22 protein-coding genes are annotated in these 23,410 nt (G+C 39.1%); 9 read left to right on the forward strand and 13 right to left on the reverse strand.

Annotated features, from left to right (window positions below; translation table 11 throughout):
* Positions 1-161 precede the first annotated feature (161 nt).
* Positions 162-1,046, forward strand: coding sequence for a bile acid:sodium symporter family protein (locus ACOB80_RS19690; RefSeq protein ID WP_473167588.1), 885 nt, complete (start codon positions 162-164; stop codon positions 1,044-1,046).
* 124 nt (positions 1,047-1,170) lie between these two features.
* Here the strand turns inward: ACOB80_RS19690 and ACOB80_RS19695 are convergent, their stop codons facing one another.
* A complete protein-coding gene (locus ACOB80_RS19695) occupies positions 1,171-2,487 on the reverse strand; it encodes a S28 family serine protease (protein ID WP_473167589.1) in 1,317 nt (438 codons plus the stop codon).
* 317 nt (positions 2,488-2,804) lie between these two features.
* Here ACOB80_RS19695 and ACOB80_RS19700 point away from each other — a divergent pair, with 317 nt between their 5' ends.
* Positions 2,805-3,596 carry an AraC family transcriptional regulator gene (locus ACOB80_RS19700; RefSeq protein ID WP_473167590.1) on the forward strand — a complete coding sequence of 264 codons (792 nt, stop codon included), beginning with the start codon at positions 2,805-2,807 and terminating at the stop codon, positions 3,594-3,596.
* A 112-nt stretch (positions 3,597-3,708) separates the two neighbouring features.
* A complete protein-coding gene (locus ACOB80_RS19705; protein WP_473167591.1) occupies positions 3,709-4,749 on the forward strand; it encodes an alpha/beta hydrolase family protein in 1,041 nt (346 codons plus the stop codon).
* Between the two features lie 100 nt (positions 4,750-4,849).
* Here the strand turns inward: ACOB80_RS19705 and ACOB80_RS19710 are convergent, their stop codons facing one another.
* From ACOB80_RS19710 to ACOB80_RS19720, 3 genes are all read right to left on the reverse strand, one after another.
* Positions 4,850-5,446, reverse strand: coding sequence for a TetR/AcrR family transcriptional regulator (locus ACOB80_RS19710; RefSeq protein WP_473167592.1), 597 nt, complete (start codon positions 5,444-5,446; stop codon positions 4,850-4,852).
* The gene (locus ACOB80_RS19715) at positions 5,446-6,309 is read right to left on the reverse strand and encodes an alpha/beta hydrolase (RefSeq protein WP_473167593.1); all 864 of its coding nucleotides are present in this window, start codon (positions 6,307-6,309) and stop codon (positions 5,446-5,448) included. Before ACOB80_RS19715 ends, ACOB80_RS19710 begins: the two co-directional genes overlap by 1 nt.
* A 245-nt stretch (positions 6,310-6,554) precedes the next feature.
* Complete coding sequence (locus ACOB80_RS19720; RefSeq protein ID WP_473167594.1) at positions 6,555-7,439, reverse strand: LysR family transcriptional regulator; 885 nt, start codon at positions 7,437-7,439, stop codon at positions 6,555-6,557.
* Positions 7,440-7,593: 154 nt separating this feature from the next.
* On the opposite strand from ACOB80_RS19720, the gene ACOB80_RS19725 reads away from it, so the two are divergent.
* A complete protein-coding gene (locus ACOB80_RS19725; protein WP_473167595.1) occupies positions 7,594-8,424 on the forward strand; it encodes a sulfite exporter TauE/SafE family protein in 831 nt (276 codons plus the stop codon).
* A 90-nt stretch (positions 8,425-8,514) separates the two neighbouring features.
* Here the strand turns inward: ACOB80_RS19725 and ACOB80_RS19730 are convergent, their stop codons facing one another.
* The 3 genes from ACOB80_RS19730 to ACOB80_RS19740 all read right to left on the reverse strand — a co-directional run bounded on the left by ACOB80_RS19730 (position 8,515) and on the right by ACOB80_RS19740 (position 11,684).
* Positions 8,515-9,561, reverse strand: coding sequence for a methionine synthase (locus tag ACOB80_RS19730; RefSeq protein WP_473167596.1), 1,047 nt, complete (start codon positions 9,559-9,561; stop codon positions 8,515-8,517).
* Between the two features lie 39 nt (positions 9,562-9,600).
* Positions 9,601-10,593 carry a DUF1852 domain-containing protein gene (locus ACOB80_RS19735; RefSeq protein ID WP_473167597.1) on the reverse strand — a complete coding sequence of 331 codons (993 nt, stop codon included), beginning with the start codon at positions 10,591-10,593 and terminating at the stop codon, positions 9,601-9,603.
* Between the two features lie 218 nt (positions 10,594-10,811).
* Positions 10,812-11,684: a LysR family transcriptional regulator gene (locus tag ACOB80_RS19740; protein ID WP_473167598.1), complete on the reverse strand. Its 873-nt coding sequence runs from the start codon at positions 11,682-11,684 to the stop codon at positions 10,812-10,814.
* A 111-nt stretch (positions 11,685-11,795) separates the two neighbouring features.
* Between ACOB80_RS19740 and ACOB80_RS19745 the strand changes: the two genes are divergently transcribed.
* A complete protein-coding gene (locus ACOB80_RS19745) occupies positions 11,796-12,944 on the forward strand; it encodes an S-(hydroxymethyl)glutathione dehydrogenase/class III alcohol dehydrogenase (protein WP_473167599.1) in 1,149 nt (382 codons plus the stop codon).
* Between the two features lie 81 nt (positions 12,945-13,025).
* Here ACOB80_RS19745 and ACOB80_RS19750 read toward each other — a convergent pair whose 3' ends face one another.
* From ACOB80_RS19750 to ACOB80_RS19765, 4 genes are all read right to left on the reverse strand, one after another.
* Complete coding sequence (locus ACOB80_RS19750) at positions 13,026-14,330, reverse strand: PepSY-associated TM helix domain-containing protein (protein ID WP_473167600.1); 1,305 nt, start codon at positions 14,328-14,330, stop codon at positions 13,026-13,028.
* A 10-nt stretch (positions 14,331-14,340) separates the two neighbouring features.
* Entirely contained in the window at positions 14,341-16,320 is a 1,980-nt protein-coding gene (locus ACOB80_RS19755; RefSeq protein WP_473167601.1) for a TonB-dependent receptor family protein, read from the reverse strand.
* An 85-nt stretch (positions 16,321-16,405) separates the two neighbouring features.
* Positions 16,406-16,837: a hypothetical protein gene (locus ACOB80_RS19760; protein ID WP_473167602.1), complete on the reverse strand. Its 432-nt coding sequence runs from the start codon at positions 16,835-16,837 to the stop codon at positions 16,406-16,408.
* 83 nt (positions 16,838-16,920) lie between these two features.
* Positions 16,921-18,117 carry an acyltransferase family protein gene (locus tag ACOB80_RS19765; RefSeq protein ID WP_473167603.1) on the reverse strand — a complete coding sequence of 399 codons (1,197 nt, stop codon included), beginning with the start codon at positions 18,115-18,117 and terminating at the stop codon, positions 16,921-16,923.
* 248 nt (positions 18,118-18,365) lie between these two features.
* Here ACOB80_RS19765 and ACOB80_RS19770 point away from each other — a divergent pair, with 248 nt between their 5' ends.
* Positions 18,366-18,935 (forward strand): PH domain-containing protein, encoded by a 570-nt coding sequence (locus ACOB80_RS19770; protein ID WP_473167604.1) that lies wholly within the window; start codon positions 18,366-18,368, stop codon positions 18,933-18,935.
* Positions 18,928-20,529 carry a PH domain-containing protein gene (locus ACOB80_RS19775; protein ID WP_473167605.1) on the forward strand — a complete coding sequence of 534 codons (1,602 nt, stop codon included), beginning with the start codon at positions 18,928-18,930 and terminating at the stop codon, positions 20,527-20,529. The genes ACOB80_RS19770 and ACOB80_RS19775 overlap by 8 nt, the downstream gene beginning before the upstream one ends.
* 17 nt (positions 20,530-20,546) lie before the next feature.
* Here the strand turns inward: ACOB80_RS19775 and ACOB80_RS19780 are convergent, their stop codons facing one another.
* Positions 20,547-21,422, reverse strand: coding sequence for a LysR substrate-binding domain-containing protein (locus tag ACOB80_RS19780; protein ID WP_473167606.1), 876 nt, complete (start codon positions 21,420-21,422; stop codon positions 20,547-20,549).
* A 109-nt stretch (positions 21,423-21,531) separates the two neighbouring features.
* Here ACOB80_RS19780 and ACOB80_RS19785 point away from each other — a divergent pair, with 109 nt between their 5' ends.
* Both ACOB80_RS19785 and ACOB80_RS19790 read left to right on the forward strand, forming a co-directional pair.
* Positions 21,532-22,071 carry a hypothetical protein gene (locus ACOB80_RS19785; protein WP_473167607.1) on the forward strand — a complete coding sequence of 180 codons (540 nt, stop codon included), beginning with the start codon at positions 21,532-21,534 and terminating at the stop codon, positions 22,069-22,071.
* A 56-nt stretch (positions 22,072-22,127) separates the two neighbouring features.
* A complete protein-coding gene (locus tag ACOB80_RS19790) occupies positions 22,128-22,700 on the forward strand; it encodes a nuclear transport factor 2-like protein (protein WP_473167608.1) in 573 nt (190 codons plus the stop codon).
* Positions 22,701-22,753: 53 nt separating this feature from the next.
* Here the strand turns inward: ACOB80_RS19790 and ACOB80_RS19795 are convergent, their stop codons facing one another.
* A complete protein-coding gene (locus ACOB80_RS19795; protein ID WP_473167609.1) occupies positions 22,754-23,338 on the reverse strand; it encodes an HD domain-containing protein in 585 nt (194 codons plus the stop codon).
* Positions 23,339-23,410: the final 72 nt, after the last annotated feature.

The raw sequence follows: 23,410 nt of genomic DNA on the forward strand, positions 1-23,410 counted from the left end.
ATCAACAAAATTGATAAGGGCAAGTTTTTCAATGCATGACAAAAAGCGTAACTGAATAGAATTAAAATTTGTTAAATGCCTCAAAACTTATGTTATACATAAGCGGCTTTAATAAAAATTATTCTAATGACAAGTGAGTTTATCGCTAAAGGGAAATAACCATGGAATCGAGTATTTTATCGACAGTAGTCCTGCCGCTGGCGTTGTTTTTTATCATGTTGGGGTTAGGACTTGGATTAACGAAAGATGATTTCAAAATGGTCTTTTCTCGTCCTAAAGCAATGTTGGTTGGTATTTCGAGCCAAATGTTGCTATTACCAATTGTTGCTCTTGCGTTGATTTCAGTATTTACGATTGAGCCAGAGCTAGCGATGGGGGTTATGATTCTCGCCCTTTGTCCTGGCGGTACTACTTCTAATTTATTTACTTATATTGCAAAAGGGGATGTGGCACTATCGGTATCTCTAACTGCTATCGTGAGCTTAATTGCTCCTTTTACTATTCCAATCGTTTTTAATGCAAGTAGCACATTTATTTTAGGTGAAGGTCAGGCGATTACTATGCCGGTGTTAAAGACAATTATTCAGCTTTGTGTGATCACTATTTTACCTATTTGCATTGGTATGTTGATTCGCCACTGGCGAGAGTCCTTAGCAATTCGATTAGAAAAACCGTTACGTGTGTTTTCTGTATGCTTTTTATTACTTATCGTTTTATCTCTGATAGCTAAAAATTGGCAACAGTTACCTGAATTTCTAGAGTCGGTAGGAACAATAACAGTACTGTTAAATGTTATTTGTATGGTACTAGGCTTTTTATTGGCAAAAGCTTTCGTATTGGAGCACAAGCAAGCGGTGAGTATTTGTCTTGAGGTAGGGTTGCAAAATGGCACTTCTGCTTTAATGATTGCATTAACAATATTAGAAAACTCCACTATGTCTATTGGGCCAACTATTTACTCGTTATTAATGTTTTTTTCTGGTGGTGTGTTTGCTGTTTGGGCATCGCGACGCCAACCAAATTCAAAAGTCGGCGAGTCTGCTTAGGCGAGGGCGAGGCTAATCACATGTTTTTGCGTTGAACATTAGTTTTATTGTTTAACGTGACAGTTAAAAAGAGGTGAGTTTAAACTCACCTCTTTTTTTAGTTATTCAGAATTTTAATTGAAGATTAAAGGCGATTAACCTTATAGCCTAACCACTTATCTAACGTGTCATAGAATAACTGTTTTTGTTCTTTTGATAGGTTCTTTACATGGGTCCAGTGTGAGCCATTTTTTTGATCTATGCGAATGGCGTTTGTGTTTTTCGTAGGCTCAACTGCTGCCGCTTTCCAAGTGTCATTTTCACCATAGAGGTAAATAATATTATTTCCGTTTTTGTCTAACCATTTATGGACATTCCACATAAATTCAGGATTATAAGTTAAGTCCACGCCTTTAGGGGCTAAATGTAAATTACTTGCGTCCTTGGCATCAACTAATAAATCACTTAAACGTTCTGTTGGAAAGCCGTAGTAACCCAACTCTCGCATGTGTTGGTAGTAGGACTGTCTTGTTGCATGAATGCCCTCGTCGGAGTAAAACCATAAACCAGAGGTATCAACTAGGTGCTTGAAAATTGCGTCAACGCTATCACCTCGTTGTGGCACTTCTTCACACTTATGACCGCGTTGCCAAAAGGTAAAAGTGTGCTCTAATACGGCATACTCTAAAGCTCCGCCATAGCCTAACCAGCTGAAATTGAGCTTCTTATCTTTTGCATAAGCTTCAACTTTTTCTAGCATAGGTTTACGGTTTTCTAGTGCGATGCGTTGGTAGTCAAATAAACGCGTACGACACTCTTTAGTACCATGAGCATATAAAAACGCATCAGTTCTTGGATCTTCGCGGCCATGAATAATAGGCGCGTCATAAGTGACCACGGCATCAACATCGTCTGGAAACATTGAAAGGTGGATTAAAGCTGACTCTCCGCCTTTACTAAACCCTGAGCTTACCCATTTGTTTTGATAATACTGTTTGAAGGTCTCGATTACCTTATGGTGGTCAGTGGCGCCTTGAGTGTTATCTAGAAATTCGTATGGCACTTTGCCATCTTCAGGCAGAGATTTGCCATAAAAACGATATTCGACAACGACTAAATTACTGTTAAGAATGTCAGCCATCTCTTTGCCGTTGGTGTTCATTGGGTAATAGGTTTGATAACCTGAAATCCAAATATGCGTCGGAGCATTTGCGTCTCTGTGCATAACGTGAACGCGTTGTTCAAAAGTGCCTTTACTTTTATCTTTGTGATCTAATGGTTGAATAAAGCGAAGTTCATAGGCTTCTTTAAAGCCATCTACTTCCAATGGTTTTACCACTTTAACAGCAGATTGTTGCTGCAAAAATTGCTTTAACGGTACAGGGGCTGAAACTTGTTTTGGTGCGGTGCTTTGACATGCTACTAGGGTTAGCGATATCAGAATTAGTATAAGTTTTTTCATATCAATCCAAGGGTTATAGATATTGTATACCATTATGTCTATTCTCGACGGCCTTTCAAGTGAATCGTTGTTCATTAGGTATTTAGAAAAGTACTATCAGTTAGAAAATGTATGTTATCGTTAGCTAACCTTTTCTTTCTTAACAATAAGTTGTCTAAATTATTGGTTAATAAATTCATCCTTTTGATGAACGAGAATTGGGTATCACGATATAGCGAAAATGGAACGATAAGGAGAAGAATATCGCAAATAAATACGCAGAGCTGATCAATCAAATAGGGGACTATGTACATCAGCACTTAGCTGAAACTATTTCGTTGGAATTATTAGCACAAGAGGTCGCTGTTTCTAAGTACCATTTAAATCGACTATTTTTTGCGGCGACGGGCTTAAAGTTAGGTGAGTTTATTCAAAGAAGGCGAATGGAATATGCCTACCACTTATTAGCGATGGAAAATATGTCGGTAATCGATGCCGCATTAAGTGTTGGTTATGAATCTCATGCGGCCTTTTCACGTGCATTTAATAAAGTCTTTAATGTAGAGCCAGGTAAAGTGAAGCGAGGCGTGGCGCCCAAATTTGTTTTGCCAAAGTTAAAGAAATGTATTGAGCAAATACAGCTAAAACCAGAAATTATCGATCTTCCTGAGCAGAAAATTGTAGGGCTTTATGGAAATGGCTTTGAAAATCAAAGTTTTTTTAAACTCGCTCAGCGACTATATCAGCAAGTTGCCCAAGGGTTGTTGCTTTCAGATGGTTTTGATTTTAAAACGCAAAAACTCATTGGTGTCTCTATTGATAGTCCTTGGCGTGGAGACCAAGCGCAAAGTCGTTTTTTTGCTGGCGTAATTACAGAACGCAATGAAGACAAACCACAACAACAGCAATTGTCAGATTACGTTTGGCAAAAAGGACGATGGGCACGGTTCGATCATAAAGGCCCTTACAATACAATGTGGCAAACTATTTTAAGTATCTATGCTAATTGGGTTATCCCAAACAATTATGAACTTAATGATTGCTCCATTGTGCAGCACTATGTCAACGACGCAAATACAACTGCGCCCGAAAAGTTGCTCACGCATTTATATATACCGTTATCGAGTTAAAACTGAATTAGAGTAAAGAAATAGTGAAAACCGCACTTTCTGCAAAGTTTTAGTTTTTTAGTGGCGGCATAATGTCACTAAGTATTGAAAACACATCGGAATTGTTATGTTGATGAAAATAAAAAAAATGAGCGTGTTAATAAAGGCATTATTTACCTGTTCTTTGTTAGTGGCAAGCAGTTCACTTGTAGCTGGTGAGGGATCGAATCAGCAATCGCAGTCAAAACCAGCGCTTATGACTAATTCAGTGACCTTGTTTAATCACCATAAACAGCGCCCAATAATGTTAAACCTTTGGTATAAATCTGGTGATTGTGTTGATCAAGCCAAGAGTAAAATGTGTCTAAATAAACAGGTAAAAGGTGACAAAATCGTTTTACTCTCTCATGGTGCAATGGGATCAGCTAGAGACTATAACTGGTTGGCTTATCCTTTAGCGGCTCAAGGGTGGATAGTCGTAGGCTTAAACCATTTTGGCGAGTCATGGGCGTATGGACCGGAAAACTCAGATCCATCAGCGGTTATTAAACTTTGGCAGCGTGCACAGGATAGTTCTTTCGCATTGGACTCATTGGCCCAAAATAATCCTTTTAATAGAGAGGTAAATTGGCAAAGTGTTGTTTTTATCGGTCATTCCTCTGGCGGACAGACTGCAGCTTCTTTAGCTGGGGTTACGTTGAGCTTAGAGCAAATGGGAGCATATTGTGATTCCGATAAATCTGCTGCAGATCAAGGCTGTGCTTATGTTGATGAGACAAAATTAAGTGTGCTAAAAACTTCGCCAGATTATGAAGCTTCTTTTAAAGACGATCGAATTAAAGCTGTTGTAATGCTAGATCCTGCGATTGGCCCGGCAGCGACCAAATCAAGTTTAAAAAATGTTTCTATTCCAGCGCTGGTTGTTGGTGCAAAGAATAATGACTTTTTACCATTTGAACACCACGCGGCTTACTACGCTAATAATATGCCGAAGTCTAGCTTAGTGAGTTTAAATAACAATGAAGGTCACTTTGTGTTTTTAGATGAATGCAGCCACCAGCATAAAGCGAATGGGGTTCCTTTGTGTGAAGATCGTGAAGGTGTCAGTAGAAAACAAGTACATCAACAGTTATTAGGTAGCATATTTCCATTTCTAGCGCGGTTGAATGAGTAAAACCTCTCTGAATAAACAACTCAATGAAAAAAGCGAACACTCGGGTTCGCTTTTTTGTTTAAAGTTAAATCTAGATTTAAACCTAAACCTAAACCTAAACCTAAACTTGATATTGTCTTAGTAATCTCAGAACACTGTCTTTAAACATGGTTTGAGACGATTGTAATGGGGCGGTATGTTGTGCAATTGCGTGGCCTAAATATAAGCTATAAAGCTCATAAGCAATCGCAACACTTTCCACCTTGCTGCTCAGTTTGTTTTTCTCAACACAGCGATTAATTCTATGTGCTAAATAATCGATTAATCGGTTTTGTTGATCAATAGTAAAGCTACGTACTTTTGAAGGGGGGCGGTTTTGAAATTCGACGACCGCCTTAACAAAAGGGCAGCTAACTTGGTGCTCTTTAAACATGGCACTGGTCCAATCCGCCCAGTTATCAAGTAATGCGATGACATGATCGAGGGGATCTTCGCGCCATGCAGTTTCAATGACGCTTTTAGTAAAAAGTTGTTCGCCATATTCTAATATAGCGATTTGCATTGCTTCTTTGTTGTCGAAATGAGAGATAACGCCTGTCCTCGACATATTACAGAGCTTAGATATGGTTCCTATGGTAATGTCAGCTAGGCCATATTGACTGCTGTAAATAATACTTTGTTTTAAAATTTCGAGACGAGTACGCTCACCTTTATTCATTAACGCGATAAAACCTGAGTAATATTTTCAATAACGCTAGTATCACCTAAAATTCTTCTATGACCAAGTCCTTCTGTAGCAAGTAAAGGCGTTTGATCTTGATTTAGAAAATTTTCAAGATCAGAAAAAGGCGCATATCTGTCTTCTTTGTCGTGTATAAAAGTAAGATCTAGATTAAGTTTGTCGCGATGATTTTCTAACCCTAATTGCCGCCAAGTTTTACCGTATTGCTTGCTAATACTTTCTAGAACTTGAATTAGCATTTTCTTGGCAATACCAACGCGCTCTACTTTTTCAAACATCAACTCAAAAAACTTGATAGGTGAAGAAATTAAAATAATCTTTTTATCCGTTAATAAGTAAGTCGGTAAATTTAACGTTGCGACGGCCCCCATTGAGTGACCGATAATAGCTGAAACATGCGCTCGTCTTTCATTAAAGTGATTGATAAGTAGCTCTAATGTTTCGATAAAGCTGAGTAGGTGAGACGTTTTACCAGATGATTTACCATGGCCTATATGATCAACCGCAGCAACACAATAACCTTGGCTTGTTAGCGATGAAATCATATGTTGGAACGATTCACTATTGTCTGCCCAACCATGACTAACAATGACAACTTTGTCACTTTGACCGAATAAGTTGACGTGAACAATGCCCATGGAAGTCAATAAATTCAACGATTTTTCAGGTTCGATATGTGCTAAAGAGTAATCCCTTTGCGCGTGAGGCCTCATTAAAATCTTCTTACCTAAATAGGTACTTAACCGCGGTGCCATTGTGCTTAATGTAGCGGTAATCATTTGACTTAATGCCACTAAACTAAAGCTTTTTTTCTTGTGACCAAAATAACTAAATTTCATTTTTAATCCCTAATTAAAAAATAGTTCAACTGTACTTTTTTATAAAATAGAACAGTTGAACTATTTTGTAAAGAGTGGAATGACTAATGTTTTATGAAACTTAAATGGATGGATTAAATCGAGCTGAGAATTAATTCTTAGCAATAAGTTAAATTTTTTATAGCTATCAATGGGGTTGCGGTATTCGATGACCTAATCGAATGAAAAGGCCACCTTAAGTATGAGGTAAAATGAAGGTAATTGCTTTACGCAGTTTTTTTGGCTTGAGAAATAAAGTCGTTAAGGTAATCGACACCTTGTTCGTTTTTTCGAATACCTATAAAAATCTGTTTCGCTATACCTTGCTCTCCAAACCTTAGACTCTTAATAGGCATCGACTTGCTATATTCGTCAATTAACCATCCAGGCAAAGCACAAACGCCTCTGCCGGCGGCAACCATTTGTAGCATGATTTCTGTTGTCTCAATAATTTTATGTTTCTTCACCGAGCATTTTGCGGGCGTTAGAAATTGACTAAAAATATCTAGTCGTTGTGGCTCTACAGGATAGGTAAACAGCACTTCGCTGTTTAACTGATTAGGCGTTACGTTTTCTTGTTTTGCCAATGGATGGTTTTTTGCAACAACTAGCCTATGTTCATAGTCAAATACTGGGATGTATTCGATTTTAGGCTTAAACAATGGATCAGGCGTGATCAACACATCAATTTCATAGCTGAGTAGGGCACCCAATGCACCAAATTGAAACTCTTGCTTTACGTCAATATCGATGTCAGGCCAATGTTCTAAATAAGGCTGAATGACTCTCAATAACCATTGATAACAAGGGTGGCATTCCATCCCAATCCGCAATGAGCCCATTTCACCTTTGGCAATCTGTTTTAGTTGCAACTCAGTACTTGTAAACTGCGGTAGTACTCTACCTGCCAAATTCAATATACGTTCGCCGGCGGCAGTAAGCCGTAAATTTCTACCATCTTTTTTCCATATCGGCGTAGCGACTTGCCCCTCAAGTTTTTTAATACAGTGGCTTAATGCTGATTGAGACAAGTGCAATGCACTTGCTGCTTTTGTGAGTGTGCCATGTTCTTTAATTGCCGTTAGAATTTCTAAATGAATCCTTTCTAACATCTTGATGCTCCAGTCATGTTTTTATATGAACACTGTTCATTGAATGATGAAATTATATCACTTTTGTTCATGGGAATAGTCTAAGTAAAATTCTCTTTAGTTCAAACTAGCAAACTTACTGTTAGTTGGTTGTTAAAAATAGAAGTGATTAGCTATGAATGTAATTGAATTTTTCTCTACTAACCTTGTTACTTTTCTTGCCTTGTCAGCTACAGGCGTTTTTGCTGGCATATTAGCGGGTTTATTCGGTGTAGGCGGAGGCATTGTAATTGTTCCTGTACTATTTTTCTTGTTCCAGAGTTTTGGTGTATCTGCTGAATCAGCGATGGTTATCGCAACGGCTACATCGCTTGCTACTATTATTCCTACGTCGATTAGCTCGATTCGTTCACACCATAATAAAGGTAATGTCGATCTAGAGTTACTTAAAAACTGGGCTGCCTTTATTTTAACAGGGGTCTTGATTGGCAGCTCGTTGGTGACTCGAATAGACGGCACCTGGCTAACGGTTTTATTTGGTGTCATTGCAACTCTTTCAGCACTTAATATGTTACTAAGAACAAGAAAGTCTCCTGCATTTAACGAGCTACCAGAAACCGCAGGACAAACGGTGATGGGAACTTCTATTGGATTCTTTAGCTCTATGGTTGGTATTGGCGGTGGTACGCTTTCTGTACCTTTATTAACCATGTTCAATTACCCTGCCCATAAAGCAGTAGGAACAGCAGCAGCTATTGGCCTAATCATTTCCTTACCAGGCGCATTAACTATGCTAGTTCTTGGCGTAACGCCACAAGACGCGCCAACAGGAACATTTGGTTTAGTTAATTTCATTGGTTTTATTTGTATTGTTCCGCTAACTGTTTTGTTTGCACCAGTCGGCGCAGGTTTCGCGGCTAAACTAGATGCCATTAAACTCAAAAAACTCTTTGCTATTGTGTTGTTACTGACTGGCCTGCGCATGTTAGGACAAGTGTTTATCTAAGCAGCCGTTATTTACAGAATTAGTTTTCGGCTTGTAAGTCAAAGTAAAATAACAAACCGAAAACTTAGTGTTTAACCATATTGAATTGGTTTAAGCCGATAGCTTATTCCTTGCTATTAATTCATTTCTCACTATCTCTGTTCCAGCAGCTAAGGCGTCAAGCTTAGCTCTAGCAACGTCTCTTGCTAAAGGTGCCATTCCACAATTGGTGCAAGGGTAGAGCTTATCAGCGTCAACATAGTTAAGTGCTTTTCTTAGTGTGTTAGCAACTTCTTCTGGTGTTTCTATCGTGTTAGTTGCAACGTCGATAGCCCCGACCATTATTTTTTTACCTCGTACTAGCTCGAGTAACTCGATTGGAACGTGAGAGTTATGGCATTCAAGTGAAATAATATCTATGGTTGAATCCCGTAATTTCGGAAATACTTCTTCGTACTGGCGCCATTCAGAGCCTAGCGTTTTCTTCCAGTCAGTATTTGCTTTTATGCCATAGCCATAACAAATATGTACCACGGTTTCACAGTTTAGCCCTTCAATGGCACGCTCTAAGCAAGCAATTCCCCAGTCATTTACTTCTTCAAAGAAAACGTTAAAGGCTGGTTCGTCAAATTGAATAATGTCAACGCCAGCGGCTTCTAATTCTTTCGCTTCTTGGTTAAGTATTTTGGCAAATTCCCATGCTAGCTTTTCACGACTCTTGTAGTGTCCATCATACAAGGTATCGATCATGGTCATTGGCCCTGGTAGCGCCCACTTTATTGGTTTGTTAGTCTGCTGGCGTAAAAACTTGGCGTCGTCAACGAACACAGGTTTTTGACGAGAAACAGGGCCAACGACACTAGGAACATTGGCTTCGTATCTATCGCGAATTCTAACGGTTTGACGTTTTTCAAAATCCACACCGTTTAAATGTTCAATAAATGTCGTTACAAAGTGCTGACGGCTTTGTTCACCGTCACTAACAATATCAATACCAGCAGTTTCTTGTTCGTGCAGTGATAGCTTTAAGGCATCTTGTTTACCGGTAGCTAATTCGTCTCCTTGAAGCTTCCAAGGTGACCATAAAGTTTCCGGTTTAGCGAGCCAAGAAGGTTTGGGTAAGCTTCCCGCAGTTGAAGTAGGTAACAATGTATTCATCAGTCTTCTCTTTCTAATGCAAAATTAAACAAGGCGTCGTTAAACAACGCGGTTTTGCAGGATGTGGTTAGATTGAAACTTTTCTAGCACCGTTTGGTAGGGCTTAATAAAATGCTCTTCTGCAAACTTTCCTTGTTTGATTGCTAACTTACTGCGCTCTTCACGGTCGTAAACGATCTGCGTTAGCGAATGATCCTGATTTTTCAAATTAGGCTGATAACAGTTACCTGCTACGGCATTAGCATTATAAATTTCAGGGCGGTAGATCTTCTGGAACGTTTCCATCGTGCTTATGGTGCTTATCAGCTCAAGATTGGTGTAGTCGTTAAGTAGGTCGCCAAAAAAATAGAAAGCTAAAGGCGCTACACTGTTCGGTGGCATAAAATAACGCACTTGTAGCCCCATTTTTTTGAAGTATTGTTCAGTTAATGAAGATTCATTCGGTTTGTACTCGATTCCTAAAACAGGGTGTTGATTGTCTGTTCTGTAATAGGTTTTGTTATCAGAGACGCTCAAGCAGATCACTGGTAGCTTTTTAAAATGCTGTTTATAGGCACTCGATTTAACGAAGTGTTGAAAGAGCTTTCCGTGCAGTTCACCAAAATTTTCTGGAATACTAAACTTGGGCTGATCTTTATTGTGATCAAGTAGCAAGATACTGAAATCATAATCACGTACATAAGAAGAAAAGTTGTTGCCAACAATGCCTTCAATTCGCTCGTTGGTTTTGCTATCGACAATATTCGTTTTTAAAATTTCAATTGAGGGAAAAGCCTGACCGTCGCCTGCGACATCGATATCAACCGAGATTATCTCAAGTTCCACACGATAGCGATTGCCTGTTGGGTTATCCCAATGGGCTAGAGCATTAAAGCTATTGTCTATCATGGTCAGTGCATTGCGTAAGTTTTGCTGGCGACTTTTACCACGTGCCAAATTGGCAAAATTCGTGGTAATTCGGGTATTGTCTGATGGTTGATAATTTTCATCCAAACAGATGTTATTGATGCTAAAAGTAAAATCTGTATTCATGTGATCGGGTATCCTATTTCTTTGTTAACTTTCTCAGAGTTACCGGAGTCAAACTGGTCAGTAATAAAGAGCTTAAATTCGCTTGAATAAGTCATGCGATATTTATACTTGGAACCTTTTATGAATAAAATTGATATTAATTCATTGAATGATTAGTTATCTTCATAGATTGAAAGGAGAGCTTTGATTTTGAGTAGCTAAAATTCAGTCATTGGTATTCAGGAGCTTAGTTTGTCTCCTAAATAGTCGATGATCAAACGAACTTTAGCGGATAGATGTCGATTTTCTGGAAAAAGAGCCCAAACACCGTCTTTATTTATACGAAGATCTGGAAGCAATTCGATTAAAGCGCCCGAATCCAAGTGCTTTTTCACATAAAAATCAGGGAGCTGTACAATACCTAACCCTTTAAGTGCGGCATCTAGTAATACCGGCCCGCTGTTGCACTTTAGCCGACCGTCTATATTGAGGGATTTTTCACGCTTTTCTTCTTCGAATCGCCAAAAATTAAGCGAGCCTACTAAACATTGATGCTGTTTTAAGCAACTTAATGACACGGGAGTGCCGTTATTAGTTATATATTTAGGACTTGCACATACGTATAGCTGACGGTTTGCTAAGCGCTTTGCTATGAGTCTAGAGTCTTCAAGTGCTCCTAGTCGTATCGCGACATCGATGCCAGCTTCAATAAGATCAAGTTTTTGGTTAGTAAGAATAAAATCTATGTCTACTTTTGGATGTAGTGACAGGAACTCGTTAATAAGAGGAGCAATTCGTTGTTCACCGTATGTTGTTGGTGCAGTTATCCTTATAAGGCCTTGTGGTGTTGATTGCATTTGAGTCACAGACAATTCTGCTTGCTTTAAGCCTTCTACTAATACCCGACAATCCTGAAAATACAAAAGGCCTGCTTCGGTAAGTGTTATTTTTCTGGTTGTTCTATTGAATAGTTTCACGGATAAACGCTTTTCTAGTGCTGCAACTCGTCGACTAACCTGTGCAACTGAAGTAGATAATTTCTCCGCAGCTAACGTAAAACTATCGCATTCGGCTACAGCTACAAATTCTGAAATACCTTCCCAGTTTGCCATTTTAATCTCACTTATTTTTACGTATTTGTAATAATGATTTTCTAATTATGGTGATTATCTCTTTAATGTAAATATATATAATTTGATTATTGATTTAAAAGAGGAAGAAAAATGGCATTAGAAATTACTCCTGGACAAGAATATATCAAATCTAAAGCGGCGGTTGCCTGGGCCGCTGGCGAACCATTAAAGCTAGAAGAAGTTGATGTGCAACTTCCAAAAAAGGGCGAAGTTCTAGTGCGCATTGTCGCGACTGGGGTATGTCATACAGATGCATTTACCTTGTCTGGTGATGATCCTGAAGGGATTTTTCCTGCTATTTTAGGGCATGAAGGCGGTGGTATCGTTGAGATGGTTGGCGAAGGAGTAACTAGCGTTCAAGTTGGCGATCATGTCATTCCTTTGTATACGGCTGAATGTGGTGAATGTAAGTTCTGTAAATCAGGAAAAACTAATCTGTGTCAGGCCGTTCGAGAAACTCAAGGTAAAGGCGTCATGCCAGATGGAACAACTCGTTTTTACAAAGATGGTAAGCCAATTTACCACTACATGGGGTGTTCTACCTTTTCTGAATACACGGTATTACCTGAAATATCTCTTGCCAAAGTAAATAAAGAAGCACCTCTAGAAGAGGTTTGTTTACTAGGATGCGGTGTTACTACTGGAATGGGAGCTGTTCTTAACACAGCTAAGGTTGAACGAGGCGATTCTGTTGCAATTTTTGGTTTAGGTGGAATAGGTCTTTCAGCGATAATTGGCGCAAAAATGGCTGGGGCTAGCAGAATTATCGGCATAGATATCAATGAAAGTAAGTTCGACTTAGCAAAGCAGCTGGGAGCAACAGACGTAATAAACCCTCAAGAATTTAAAGAGCCAATACAAGACGTTATCGTTAAAATGACCGACGGTGGAGTTGACTATTCGTTCGAGTGTATAGGGAATGTAAATGTGATGCGTCAAGCATTGGAGTGTTGCCACAAAGGATGGGGAGAATCTGTAATTATTGGTGTTGCCGGTGCAGGACAAGAAATATCAACACGTCCATTTCAACTCGTTACTGGAAGAGTATGGCGCGGTAGTGCTTTTGGGGGCGTTAAAGGCCGATCAGAACTTCCACAAATTGTTGAAAGGTATATGGCGGGCGAATTTGGGCTCCAAGAATTCATCACTCACACCATGAGCTTAGAACAAATCAATCAAGCATTTGATTTGATGCATGAAGGAGCAAGTATTCGCACCGTGATTCATATGGATAAATAATCACTTAATCGAATAAGAAAAGCGGACTTATGTTACGAGTGGACAAGTCCGCTTTTCTTTTTGAGGTATATGGCTTATTCGTTAAGCACTGCTTCTTTCTCGTTCACTTTGTTCTTGATAATTAGTTCTTTTCCAGGAAAGCTTTTTAAATGAACTGCCGAGCATAATTAGCATGGCAGAGATACCAAACATTGGAAACACAACACCAAGGACGACTATTATTCCGATGAGTACTTTGTCTGCTTGAAAACGAGCTGGTACTTTAGGAATAGCCCAATCGTTTGCTGGTTTACGCTTTAAATATGAAACGATACTAGCAAGTGTACTAATGAAAAACAGTAAAGCAACTGCAATCAACACGTACCAATTCGCTTTACCATATTCGCCTTGATGCAAACGCATAAACACTTGTCTTAAGTCCATTAACACACCGACATCATCCCATGTATGTTGCTTGATAATAGCCCCAGTGTATTGATCAAGATGAATTACTTGTTGATCTTGTAAATATAGGGAACGGTTTGAAACCGAGTACACACCTTTATTTCCCTTAGGTAGCTTGATTGTTAACTTACCATCAAGGGAATTAACTGCTGGTAATGAAAGCACTTCGTCTATTGTTAAGCGTTTTAACGGCTTTGACGTATTATTAACCGTTGAGGATAATCCCTTATTTGAATTCCAATGGGTAGGGTAACCAGAATTGGTTTGCTGTTGCACCCATTTTAGCTGATTGCCAAATACATCGGTCCAAGGCATGCCACCCGCGAGAATAATCAACAAAAATACTGATAGCCAAAAGCCAAATACCGCGTGGATGTCTCGCCACATAATACGAGTACCATTTGAGAACCGAACGCCAAACAGTCCTTTTACATTAAAGCCGTCCTTTGGCCACCAGATGTAAAGTCCTGTTAAGATCAACACGATAAACCAACTCGCCACTAATTCAACGATGATTGTACCAGGTTTGTTCAGTAGCAATTCTCCATGAAGTTTTCTCACGTCGTACATGAGCGTTTGTTTTTGCTCAAATGTACCTGTTACTTCACCTTGGTAAGGATCGACGTAAACGTAATTGCGCGCTCTACCTTTTGTCGCAAGTCTAAAGCTAGTCGCTTCGTGTTCTGCTTGTGGTACGACTAATCCACTAATCGCTGAATTGCTGTAGCCTTTTGCAACGTGTAACTGCTGCTCTAAGCTGAGTTTAGCCGTACTTTGCGGTGTTACATACATGGCGTCACGGTAGACATATTGATTTACATCGTCTTTAAATAAGTAAATCACCCCTGTAATGGTCAGTAGTAACATAATGGGTAAGGTAAGCAACCCTGCTATTACATGCCACTTCCACAGCCATTGATTTAACCCTGTATTTTTTTTCATTGTTATCACCTTAGAATTGGTATGTGGCACCCATATAGAATGTGCGACCATCGACGGTTCTATATTTCATTTTTCCTCGGCTAAACGTGGCTCTATCTTCTATTGTGTCTGTAAGATTTAAACAGTGAAGCCAAAACTTCCAATCGTTGTAAACGTAATCCATACGTATGTGATATCTAGGATCTCTGGTGAATTTGCTTTCGTCACTGTTTGCGTGATCTGCGTAGTAATGGCTGTAAACATCGGCTTCAAACTCTACAGTAAAATTGTCAGTAGCTGCCCATGCTATGCGGCCGTTGAAATGGTGTTTAGGTGCTCTTCGCATCACTTTCCCTGATAAATCATCGCTAGCACCAGGGGTACTTTGGACAAAACTATCGTAAGTATTGCGGTTAAAGGTGTGGGTAAAGCCTAAACGCCAGCCACTGTTTTCCGGTGCATATTCAATCACGGTTTCAACACCTTTTAAGCTAACTAAACCAGCGTTAGTTACTTGTTCGTATTCATGACCTTGATCATTAATTAACTCTTGAGTGACTAAGTAGTTTTCGATTTTACTGTCGTAAATGGATGTATCGTAATACCAGTGTCCAAATTGCCCGCGAATTCCTATTTCTACGTTGGTCATTTCTTCTGGCTTAAGGTCTGGATTACCTTCTTCAGGATCGTACAAGTCACTTAAATCAGGGGCGTAAAAGCCTTCAGAAACTGACGCCCAGAATAAATGGCTGTCATTCAATTGATAACTGATGCCAACTTTAGGCGCCAAGTCAGAAAAGCTGGCGTTGTCGTTATACAGGCTAGAGGATAATTCGATATCTTCGTAACGAGCACCTGCCGTTAGGGTTAAATCAGCGGTTAGTTCATGATGATACTGCAGAAAGTAGGCATCAATACTTAGTTCGTTTTGAAACTTTGTGAATGTGCCTTCTAAATTGATATCGTCACGGCCATAGCGCTTTGTGTCTTGTTCGCCATCGTAAAGCTCGTAACCACCAAGTAGATGAAAATCACTAAATTCGTGTCGATAACTTGCTTTTAGACTGTAGCCTAAATCGTTTTCATCTTGCGGCCCTCTAAATCTTGATGCGCCAATAGTGTCTTTCTCGCGTCTAACAAGACTTAACTCGGCAAGGCCTGAAGTAAAGTTTTGCTCAAATTTAATCGCTAGGGTCGATTGTTGAAGGTCTTCCGAAGAACTTAAGCTACCTGCTTGGTGTTTATCTTCTTTAATTTGTTCTTCTGTTAAATCACCGCGTACTACCATTTGTTCATCTAAATACTCAGCACGTGTGATAATACGAATGTCATTGTTAACATTAAAAATTAACTTAGCGCTTGCTTGATCTCGGTCGTTTTTACCTTCGTCGCGCATGCCGTCTAGTCGGCGACTATTCACATCGATGAAATAACCAACGGAGTTTGCCATACCACCGGTACTCACCCCTAAACGACTTCTACCAAAATTACCAGCTTCTACTAACACTTGAGACGTTTGTTTTTCAGGAGCATCTTTAGTGATGACATTAACGACACCACCAAATGCGTTGTTGCCATAAAGGGCAGAGCTTGGGCCTTTTATCACTTGTACTTGAGAAATATCGAAAGTATTTATTCGATCTAAGCGCTGAGTTGCACCTTCATAAGGGTTTTCTAATGGAATGCCGTCCACCATAGGTATGGTATATCCTTTGCCGCCATCAGGAATTCTCAAGTTTCTAACTTGGGTTTCGCCAGGAATTCTATCGAGAAATTCGTTGGCATCGACAAAGCGAATTCGCTCCATTTCATCTTGGCCAACAACATGAATGTTTATTGGTAGCTCTTTTACATTAACTCCTGCAATTTCAGCGTCTTTAACATTACTTTTTCCTAAGATTGTAATGGTTTCTATCTCTGCTGAATCGCCATTAACTTCTGCTTTTGCTGGCACAGATGCCATTGCACACGCGAACGCAACCGCGTTCAACGCAAAAATACCTTGTTTCATTTAACTCTCTTAATTTAATTTTTGTAATTATGTCAACAGTAGCGAGAGCGTACTTCTCGCTAAGCTATTACGATAAAAAGAAAAATTAAACGAGAGGGGGAGCTCTAGATAAGCTTGTTTGATAGGGAAAAGCTGTGTAAGGACGTTGTGCTAAGGTTTGAACTGTTGCTAAATACTTTTGCCAGTTTGGTAAGTGCAACGCTGAATTCAGCATAAGATCGCTTGATAGTTTAACTAAAAAGCTATTCGAACATTCTACTTCAGCGGTATTGTTAGGGACTTCCATTGGAGGATCGATAAACTGCAATTTACCTGTTTCCATGAATATTTGTTGCGATGCCCAACGCATTGATGTGCCAGTACAAATAAGCATGGCATCTTGATTGTGCTTTGTTAATGCAAGATTTCGAATATCTGACACTCGGCTTTCAGCAAGCCAAGGTGCAAGAATAAATTGAGATAAAAAGGCAAACAGAACGATGCCAATAACGGCAATGTCGTGGGTTTTTCGACGCACTTGTTCGTTTCCTTTTTATTATTAGTTGCAAATTATGTTAAAGGAATATGAATAATTTTCCAATGTTAAAGTTAAGAGTCAGTTTATTTTTGATGATCTATGTCATTAACAGAAGCAATATTGCTTACCGGTGCAACTCGTTTTGTACCGTTTAACAACCTACCGATAAGTGTCTTGCGAACCAGCAACTGATAACTGGCTAAGGAAAGAGCAGTCGTTAAAACGACAGAAATAACAAACTTAACATGCACGGGTATGTCCGGCGTAACGAGTGCCATTTGGATATAGAGCATTATGGGTAAATGAATGATGTAGACCCAATAAGATGCATCAGAAAAGTAGCGACTGATTTTGTTTTCTTTGTTAAGCCATTTGTAACCTGAAACTAGCGCTAAAGTTGTTGATAGCAATATTGCCATCGTTTGACTGACTACTATCAGAAAATGCCCTTCAATATTTGGCTTTAATGCCCCGGATGTTGCGGCTTGTAATACCTGTTCAATTGTTGGTGGCTGAGGTAACAGATAAAAGTATAAAACAGTGCTTAAGCTAGAAAGCAGCAGTATCAAAGGTAGGTAGCGAACAAGTTGCTTTATTTTTCCTATGTGATGATACAAACCTGCGCCAATTAAAAACAACGGACCATAGAACCCTAATGCCCATAGTTGAGGGGTAACTTTGTCAGCGGCAGGAAAAGGTACCGCTTGGCTTTGCATGGCTAAAGTGATCATAACAGGTAAACCAATGAACACTGTTACTGGATGTGTGCTTAACGATAATATGCCAGCATAGAAACGATTAAATAGGCTAAATGCCCACAAACAAAGACTAAACATAAATAAATACCATAAAAACCACAGATGCATGGTACTTACCGCAGGCTCTTTCATTTGATTTATTACAGAAAATATTGGTGGAGCAGGGGTTGCTATAGTTGCTCCCCAACTCAGCGCATGAATATACATAGCACCACATATAGGAAGAAAGACAAGCAAGGGGAGCAAAATACGTTTCACTCGATGCTTCAAATAAGCGTTAGTGCCTCGTTTTGCAATTAACAAAGCGGCACAAAATCCGGCGATGACAAAAAATAATGGCATACGAAAAAGATGCAAGGTTAAGGCTAAATAATCGTAAGCAACGCGAGGGTTTGGGGAAGAGGTGAGCCAAATATTTTCGAAAAAGGGACCGTATGCGAGAGCTGCATGAAAAACTATCCCCAACAACAAAGCTAAAGATCTTAAGTTGTCGACAAAATGAAGTCGTACGTCGGTAGGCATTATAAACTCTTTGGTGATAGAAACTTGTTGCTCATCGGTAACTTAGATATTGTATCGCTGTGGTTCGAATTCAACGATTGATAATAAATTGGTCATACATTTTTTAAAAGGTGTTGCTATCTGAGGCTAGAAATAGAGCCTATTGTCTTTTTAAGAGTTTAAAAAATTTAACTAATGAGCGATGTGCTTTGATATAGTACTAATGTAGCGCACGTTGCACTAACTTGCTGACAAGAAAAGGAATGTTTATGACTGACTCAGTTGCAAGCGATAATGAAGAACTAAATTCTGGATTAAACCCTCAAGTATTCGATGCTGAGTTGCCTGATATTCACCTGATAGAAATGCAACAAATTAACCCAAAATACGCGGCGACTAATTTAAAAATAGGTTTGTCTTCGATTATATTTTGTCTGTTAGTTGCGCTAATTATTTTCTTTTTGCCTTCTTTTGATTGGCAAAAGGGGGGGTACAAGGTACTGCTGATAGGTAGTGGTATTCTTACGCTAATTTGCACTTGCGTGACGCTATATCATTGGCTTGCTGATCCATTGAAAACCTACGCATTGCGGGAACATGATTTAAGTTTCCAATCAGGCCTGATCTTTTGTAAAAAAGTAACACAGCCAATAACACGTATTCAGCATATTGAATTAAAACGCGGGCCTATTGAACGAAAAATTGGGCTGGCTACTTTACAAGTATTCAGTGCTGGCGGTTCACATCATACTTTTGAAATTCCTGGTTTAGAGTTGGTACAAGCGCAAAAGCTACGCCAATTTATTTTGCAGCATAAGGATTCCATTAGTCATGGATAACTTAGAACAAGCAAAGAAAGAGGATAACCAAGAGAGCAAAGCAGCAGCGTCAACTGCTCAGTGGCAAAGATTGTCGCCTATCGCGATAGTGTTTTTCGGTGTGAGCTTTATTGAAGCGCTAATTGGTCAGTTTGTTTATATCGCTTCAGCTGCGCTACTGACCTACAACTCCATTAAAAACAGTCCTTGGATTGGTGTACCACTATTAATAGGCGTAGTTGTGCTTATTATCGTTTCTGCCATACTAAATTTTTACTTTTTTCAATATCGACTCTCGAAAGACAGCATTGAAATTCGCTCTGGTGTCCTTAGTAAGAAACACGTGAATTTACCGTTTTCACGCATTCAAAACGTTAAAATAGAACAACCTATTTACTACCGCGTTACAGGCTTTGCTTGTTTAACTCTTGATACCGCAGGTTCAAACAAACAAGAAGCAAAGGTCGTTGCTCTACCTCTTGCTTTTGCTGAGCAGCTTAAACAGCAGATTATGGCTAAGCATCATCAGCCTGTGAATCAGTCAGACAATGACGCTAATAATTCAACTGATTCGGTCCAAAACCAAGCTTCAGCCAATTTTGATGAGCAAGTCATTAATACCAGAGCGATTAAAGATCTCGTTATTCACGGCATAACAAGTAACAGAATTTGGATTTTTCTTGGTGTTTTAGCGCCATTTTATGAAAAAATCGTTGAAGGAATCACTGACTTTTTAAGAAAATTTGGCGTCGATTTAGCGCAAACATTTGACCCAGCTACTCATTCTGTATGGCAATTAGGGTTATATACTTTGTCTTTAACAATGTTGGTGATGTTAGTGCTAACACTGTTCTCTATTGGTGGCGCCATCGTCAATTTTTACGGCTTTGCTTTGAGCAAAATTGAAGACAGGTATATTCGACGCAGTGGTTTATTCACTCGCCATGAAGTGAGCATGCGATTTTCGCGCTTACAAAAAATCGCTCATAAACGTGATTGGTTAGATATGCTGTTAAAAAGAGTGAATGTAAGTTTTGAGCAATCTAATTCACAAATGAAAGCGGCCGAAAATGGTGCTATGCCTAATATCAATGACAAGATAATGGTGCCATCTGTTACTACAGAAGAAGCTTTGGCGCTTATCGAAGACGTATACCCTGAAAGCAGTTTAAGAACAGCTAAATTTACCGGCATTAGTAAACGATTTATTACCCGCTATATTGGCTACTTCTGTTTACCTGTATATCTAATTATATCTGCGTTGCTGATAATTCAACACCAATTGCCGTTGCTTGTACCTGCGACAGTAATATTTTCATTCGCTTGTCTACTTGTGTTTATGCGTTGGAAGCGCTGGGGTTACACCATGGATCAAAATTTCATTTATATTCGTAAAGGTGTGTTTGGTGTCGACTATTTCGTGTTTCCAATTTATAAGATTCAGCAGACTACTTTTAAACAAAGTCGATTTATGAAACCACAGCAGCTTTGCTCTGTTAAACTCCTGTTGGCGTCAGGTGCGATGAATATTCCTTTTCTTAAAGAATCTCAAGGTTATGAAGTCATTAACCGTAGTTTACACCAAGTAGAAACTAGCGGAAAATCATGGATGTAAAACCTTAGTCTTAGTATTTAAAAGAAGTCTAATAACCATTGCTTTAGCATGTTAATTTCCTTGTTTCTTATCATTGTAGATTTAACTGAAAAATGATGGTTATTCTCCTCCAAAATCATTGGTTTATTCGTTAACTGAACGAGTTGGCCATTGTCTAGTTGCGGTTTTACCAAGTGATAGTCGAGCAGTGCGATACCTTGACCTGACAACGCAGCTTGTAAAAGCAAAATCGTATGGCTGAAATAAATGGTATTGGTGAATGTAAGCGACTGAGTAGCTCTTTTTTGCCACTCCTTCCAACAGTCAATGTCTGTTAAGTCTAGTAAGGGGATTGTATGTGCAATATTCACTAGGTTTTCATTTTCTAGCTTTCCTGACAGCGCAGGGCTACATACAGCAACATATTTTTCAGATGTGATCACTTCAGTTTGATAAAACTTACTGTTAACCGCCGAACAAAGCACAGCATCTAAGTTAAGGCGCTCAGGATCATCACCGCAATTTAGCATTCTAATACGCACATCAAGGTGAGGGTGTTGCTGTAACCATAGCCCTAGCACTGGTGTAACCCTGTTGAAAGCAAATGCACTAGGAACACCTAGGTTTATTTCATTATTTGTATTTTTGAGAAAGCGATTTGTATCGCCCTCTATGTTGACAAAATGTTCACTAATATTCTTCGCCCACGAAGAAGCTTCCGGAAGTAGCTTTTGATGACGCCCTGACTTGTAAAATAATTTCTGCCCAAGGCCTTCTTCTAGCCTCTGTATTTGATGGCTTAATGCACTTGGTGTTATGCAAAGCTTACTTGCGGCTTCTTGCATATCTTTACTGGTAGATATGACAGAAAGCATGTAGATAGATTTGATAGAAAGCTGATTGAGAATACTCATTTTACTTTATATTTTGTCAAGTATTGCTCCGATAATATCAATTTTTTTATGTCAAAGCTTCCGTTAATTTAATCACCAATTTAATGACGAACAAGAGAATGAAAATAAGATGAAAATAGGTACAAAGGCTACTTTTACCGCGCTAGCTGCTTTAAGTGCAAATAGCGTAATGGCAAATGATCATGAGCAGTTTGATTGCGGGGGAAATTTGCAACCAGAGTCAATAAGTGTGGAAGCCTTTCCTAAAGTGCTATACAGCATAGTATCCGGAAAAGCTGGAGAAAAACGAAATTGGCAACTAATGAAGCAGTTGTTTGCAAGCAAGGGAAGTATCACAGCTATTTTTCACAAGGGAGATAGCCATGACATTTTACATTTTTCCGTCGATGAGTTTATCGAAATGAATGAGTTAATGTTTGCTGACGTAGACTTTTTTGAGACTGAAGTGAACTCTAAAGTTTTTGTATACGGAAATACCGCAACCATTATCAGCCAATACGAATCAAGAGATAAATTAGATGCAGAACCTTACTCGACAGGCGTCAACTCTTTTCAATTGGTAAACGATGGCGAGAGATGGTGTGTTATCAGCGTAACTTGGGACAGTGATAAAGGGCCTTTGTCGAAAGAGCACTTCACGATTAAATGATTGCTTTTTTATATATAAATCAACTTTCAACTAAATGGCTTAAAAGAGATGAACTGATGGAACGAATAAAGATACTACGAGTTTTCCGCCACTTGTTTGTTTGTGCAATGGCTGTGTTTTCATTGCTAGCTACAGCCGAAGCAGAAATTAATCCCGTTAAGGTTAAGAGAGATAAAGGTTTACCAGTCGAGAATATGTCTGTATCGGCTAGCTCTACGAGTGATAAACCATCGGTGATCAATGAAGGGCTTGCCTTGGACTATTTTAATGCATGGGTACAAAGTCAACAAAGTGATGCATCAGAAGAAGATATTAATTATTACCTGAGCTATTTAACACTCGATGCTGCCTGGCAGCATTTACCATATGCTGCAAGTGATAATCGTATCAGAGGTGGTCGTGATAAAATCAAACAGGGCATGATGCGTTGGCTAGGGGCGCATAAAAGCTATCACGCGAAGTTAATCCGCTCGCAGGTTAATGAACATTATATGTTAATAGAGTTTAGTTCCGCCGGTATTTTGCAGTCAGAAGACGAAAAATATAGTTTATCTACTAAGCACTATATTGACGTTTTGGAACTTGATGCAGGTAAAGTAGCAATCATAAGGCGCTATGATGTGAAGTAAATGAGCACTGCTAAAAAAGCTTCTTAGTCACTTAAGAAGCTTTTACGTTTTTATCATGGAAGCTGCCGATAAATGTTTTTGATTCTCATCATAGGTACAGGATTTAGCGGGTTTCTGCCTAACTGCTTAACGGTAAAACGCATCAGCGTTTTATGAAATCCTGCGTTTGGAATTGCTTGTCGTACTTTTTTAATGAACTTTCTATCCACGCCGTTACTGATTAAACCAAGAGAAAAGTCTACCAAATCTGCTTTTCTGAAAGCTTCGGTGAGTCTTTCATGAGGTCCTTGGTACTTGCTCATCAAGTGGTGCATATCAATAATTATCTGAATTTCTTCCTTCCATTCGTTTAGTCCTTTTTCATCAAGCCATTTGTGGCAATCTTGATATGACGGTACCAGATAATCAACTCTATCGTGTGTCCATAAGGCAATATCATGAAAAGCTGCAGCGATTTGTATTTTTTTACTGTCTTCTTCAGATATATCGGGTAACAGGTAATGGCAGAAATTAAGCATACGTGTGACATGATTTCTATAGCCGTCGTAGTCATTTTTAATAACATCTTTAAATTGAGCTAAGATGCTGTCAACAAGGGGGTAGGTCGCTACTTGGTTCATTGATTCATTCCAATTCATTCATTACTTTAGGTAATGGTTAAGTAATGCGCTAATTATAGACATGTATCGATTATCTGAATGTGGCTGTTT

The sequence above is a fragment of the Thalassotalea coralli genome, from assembly GCF_055786205.1.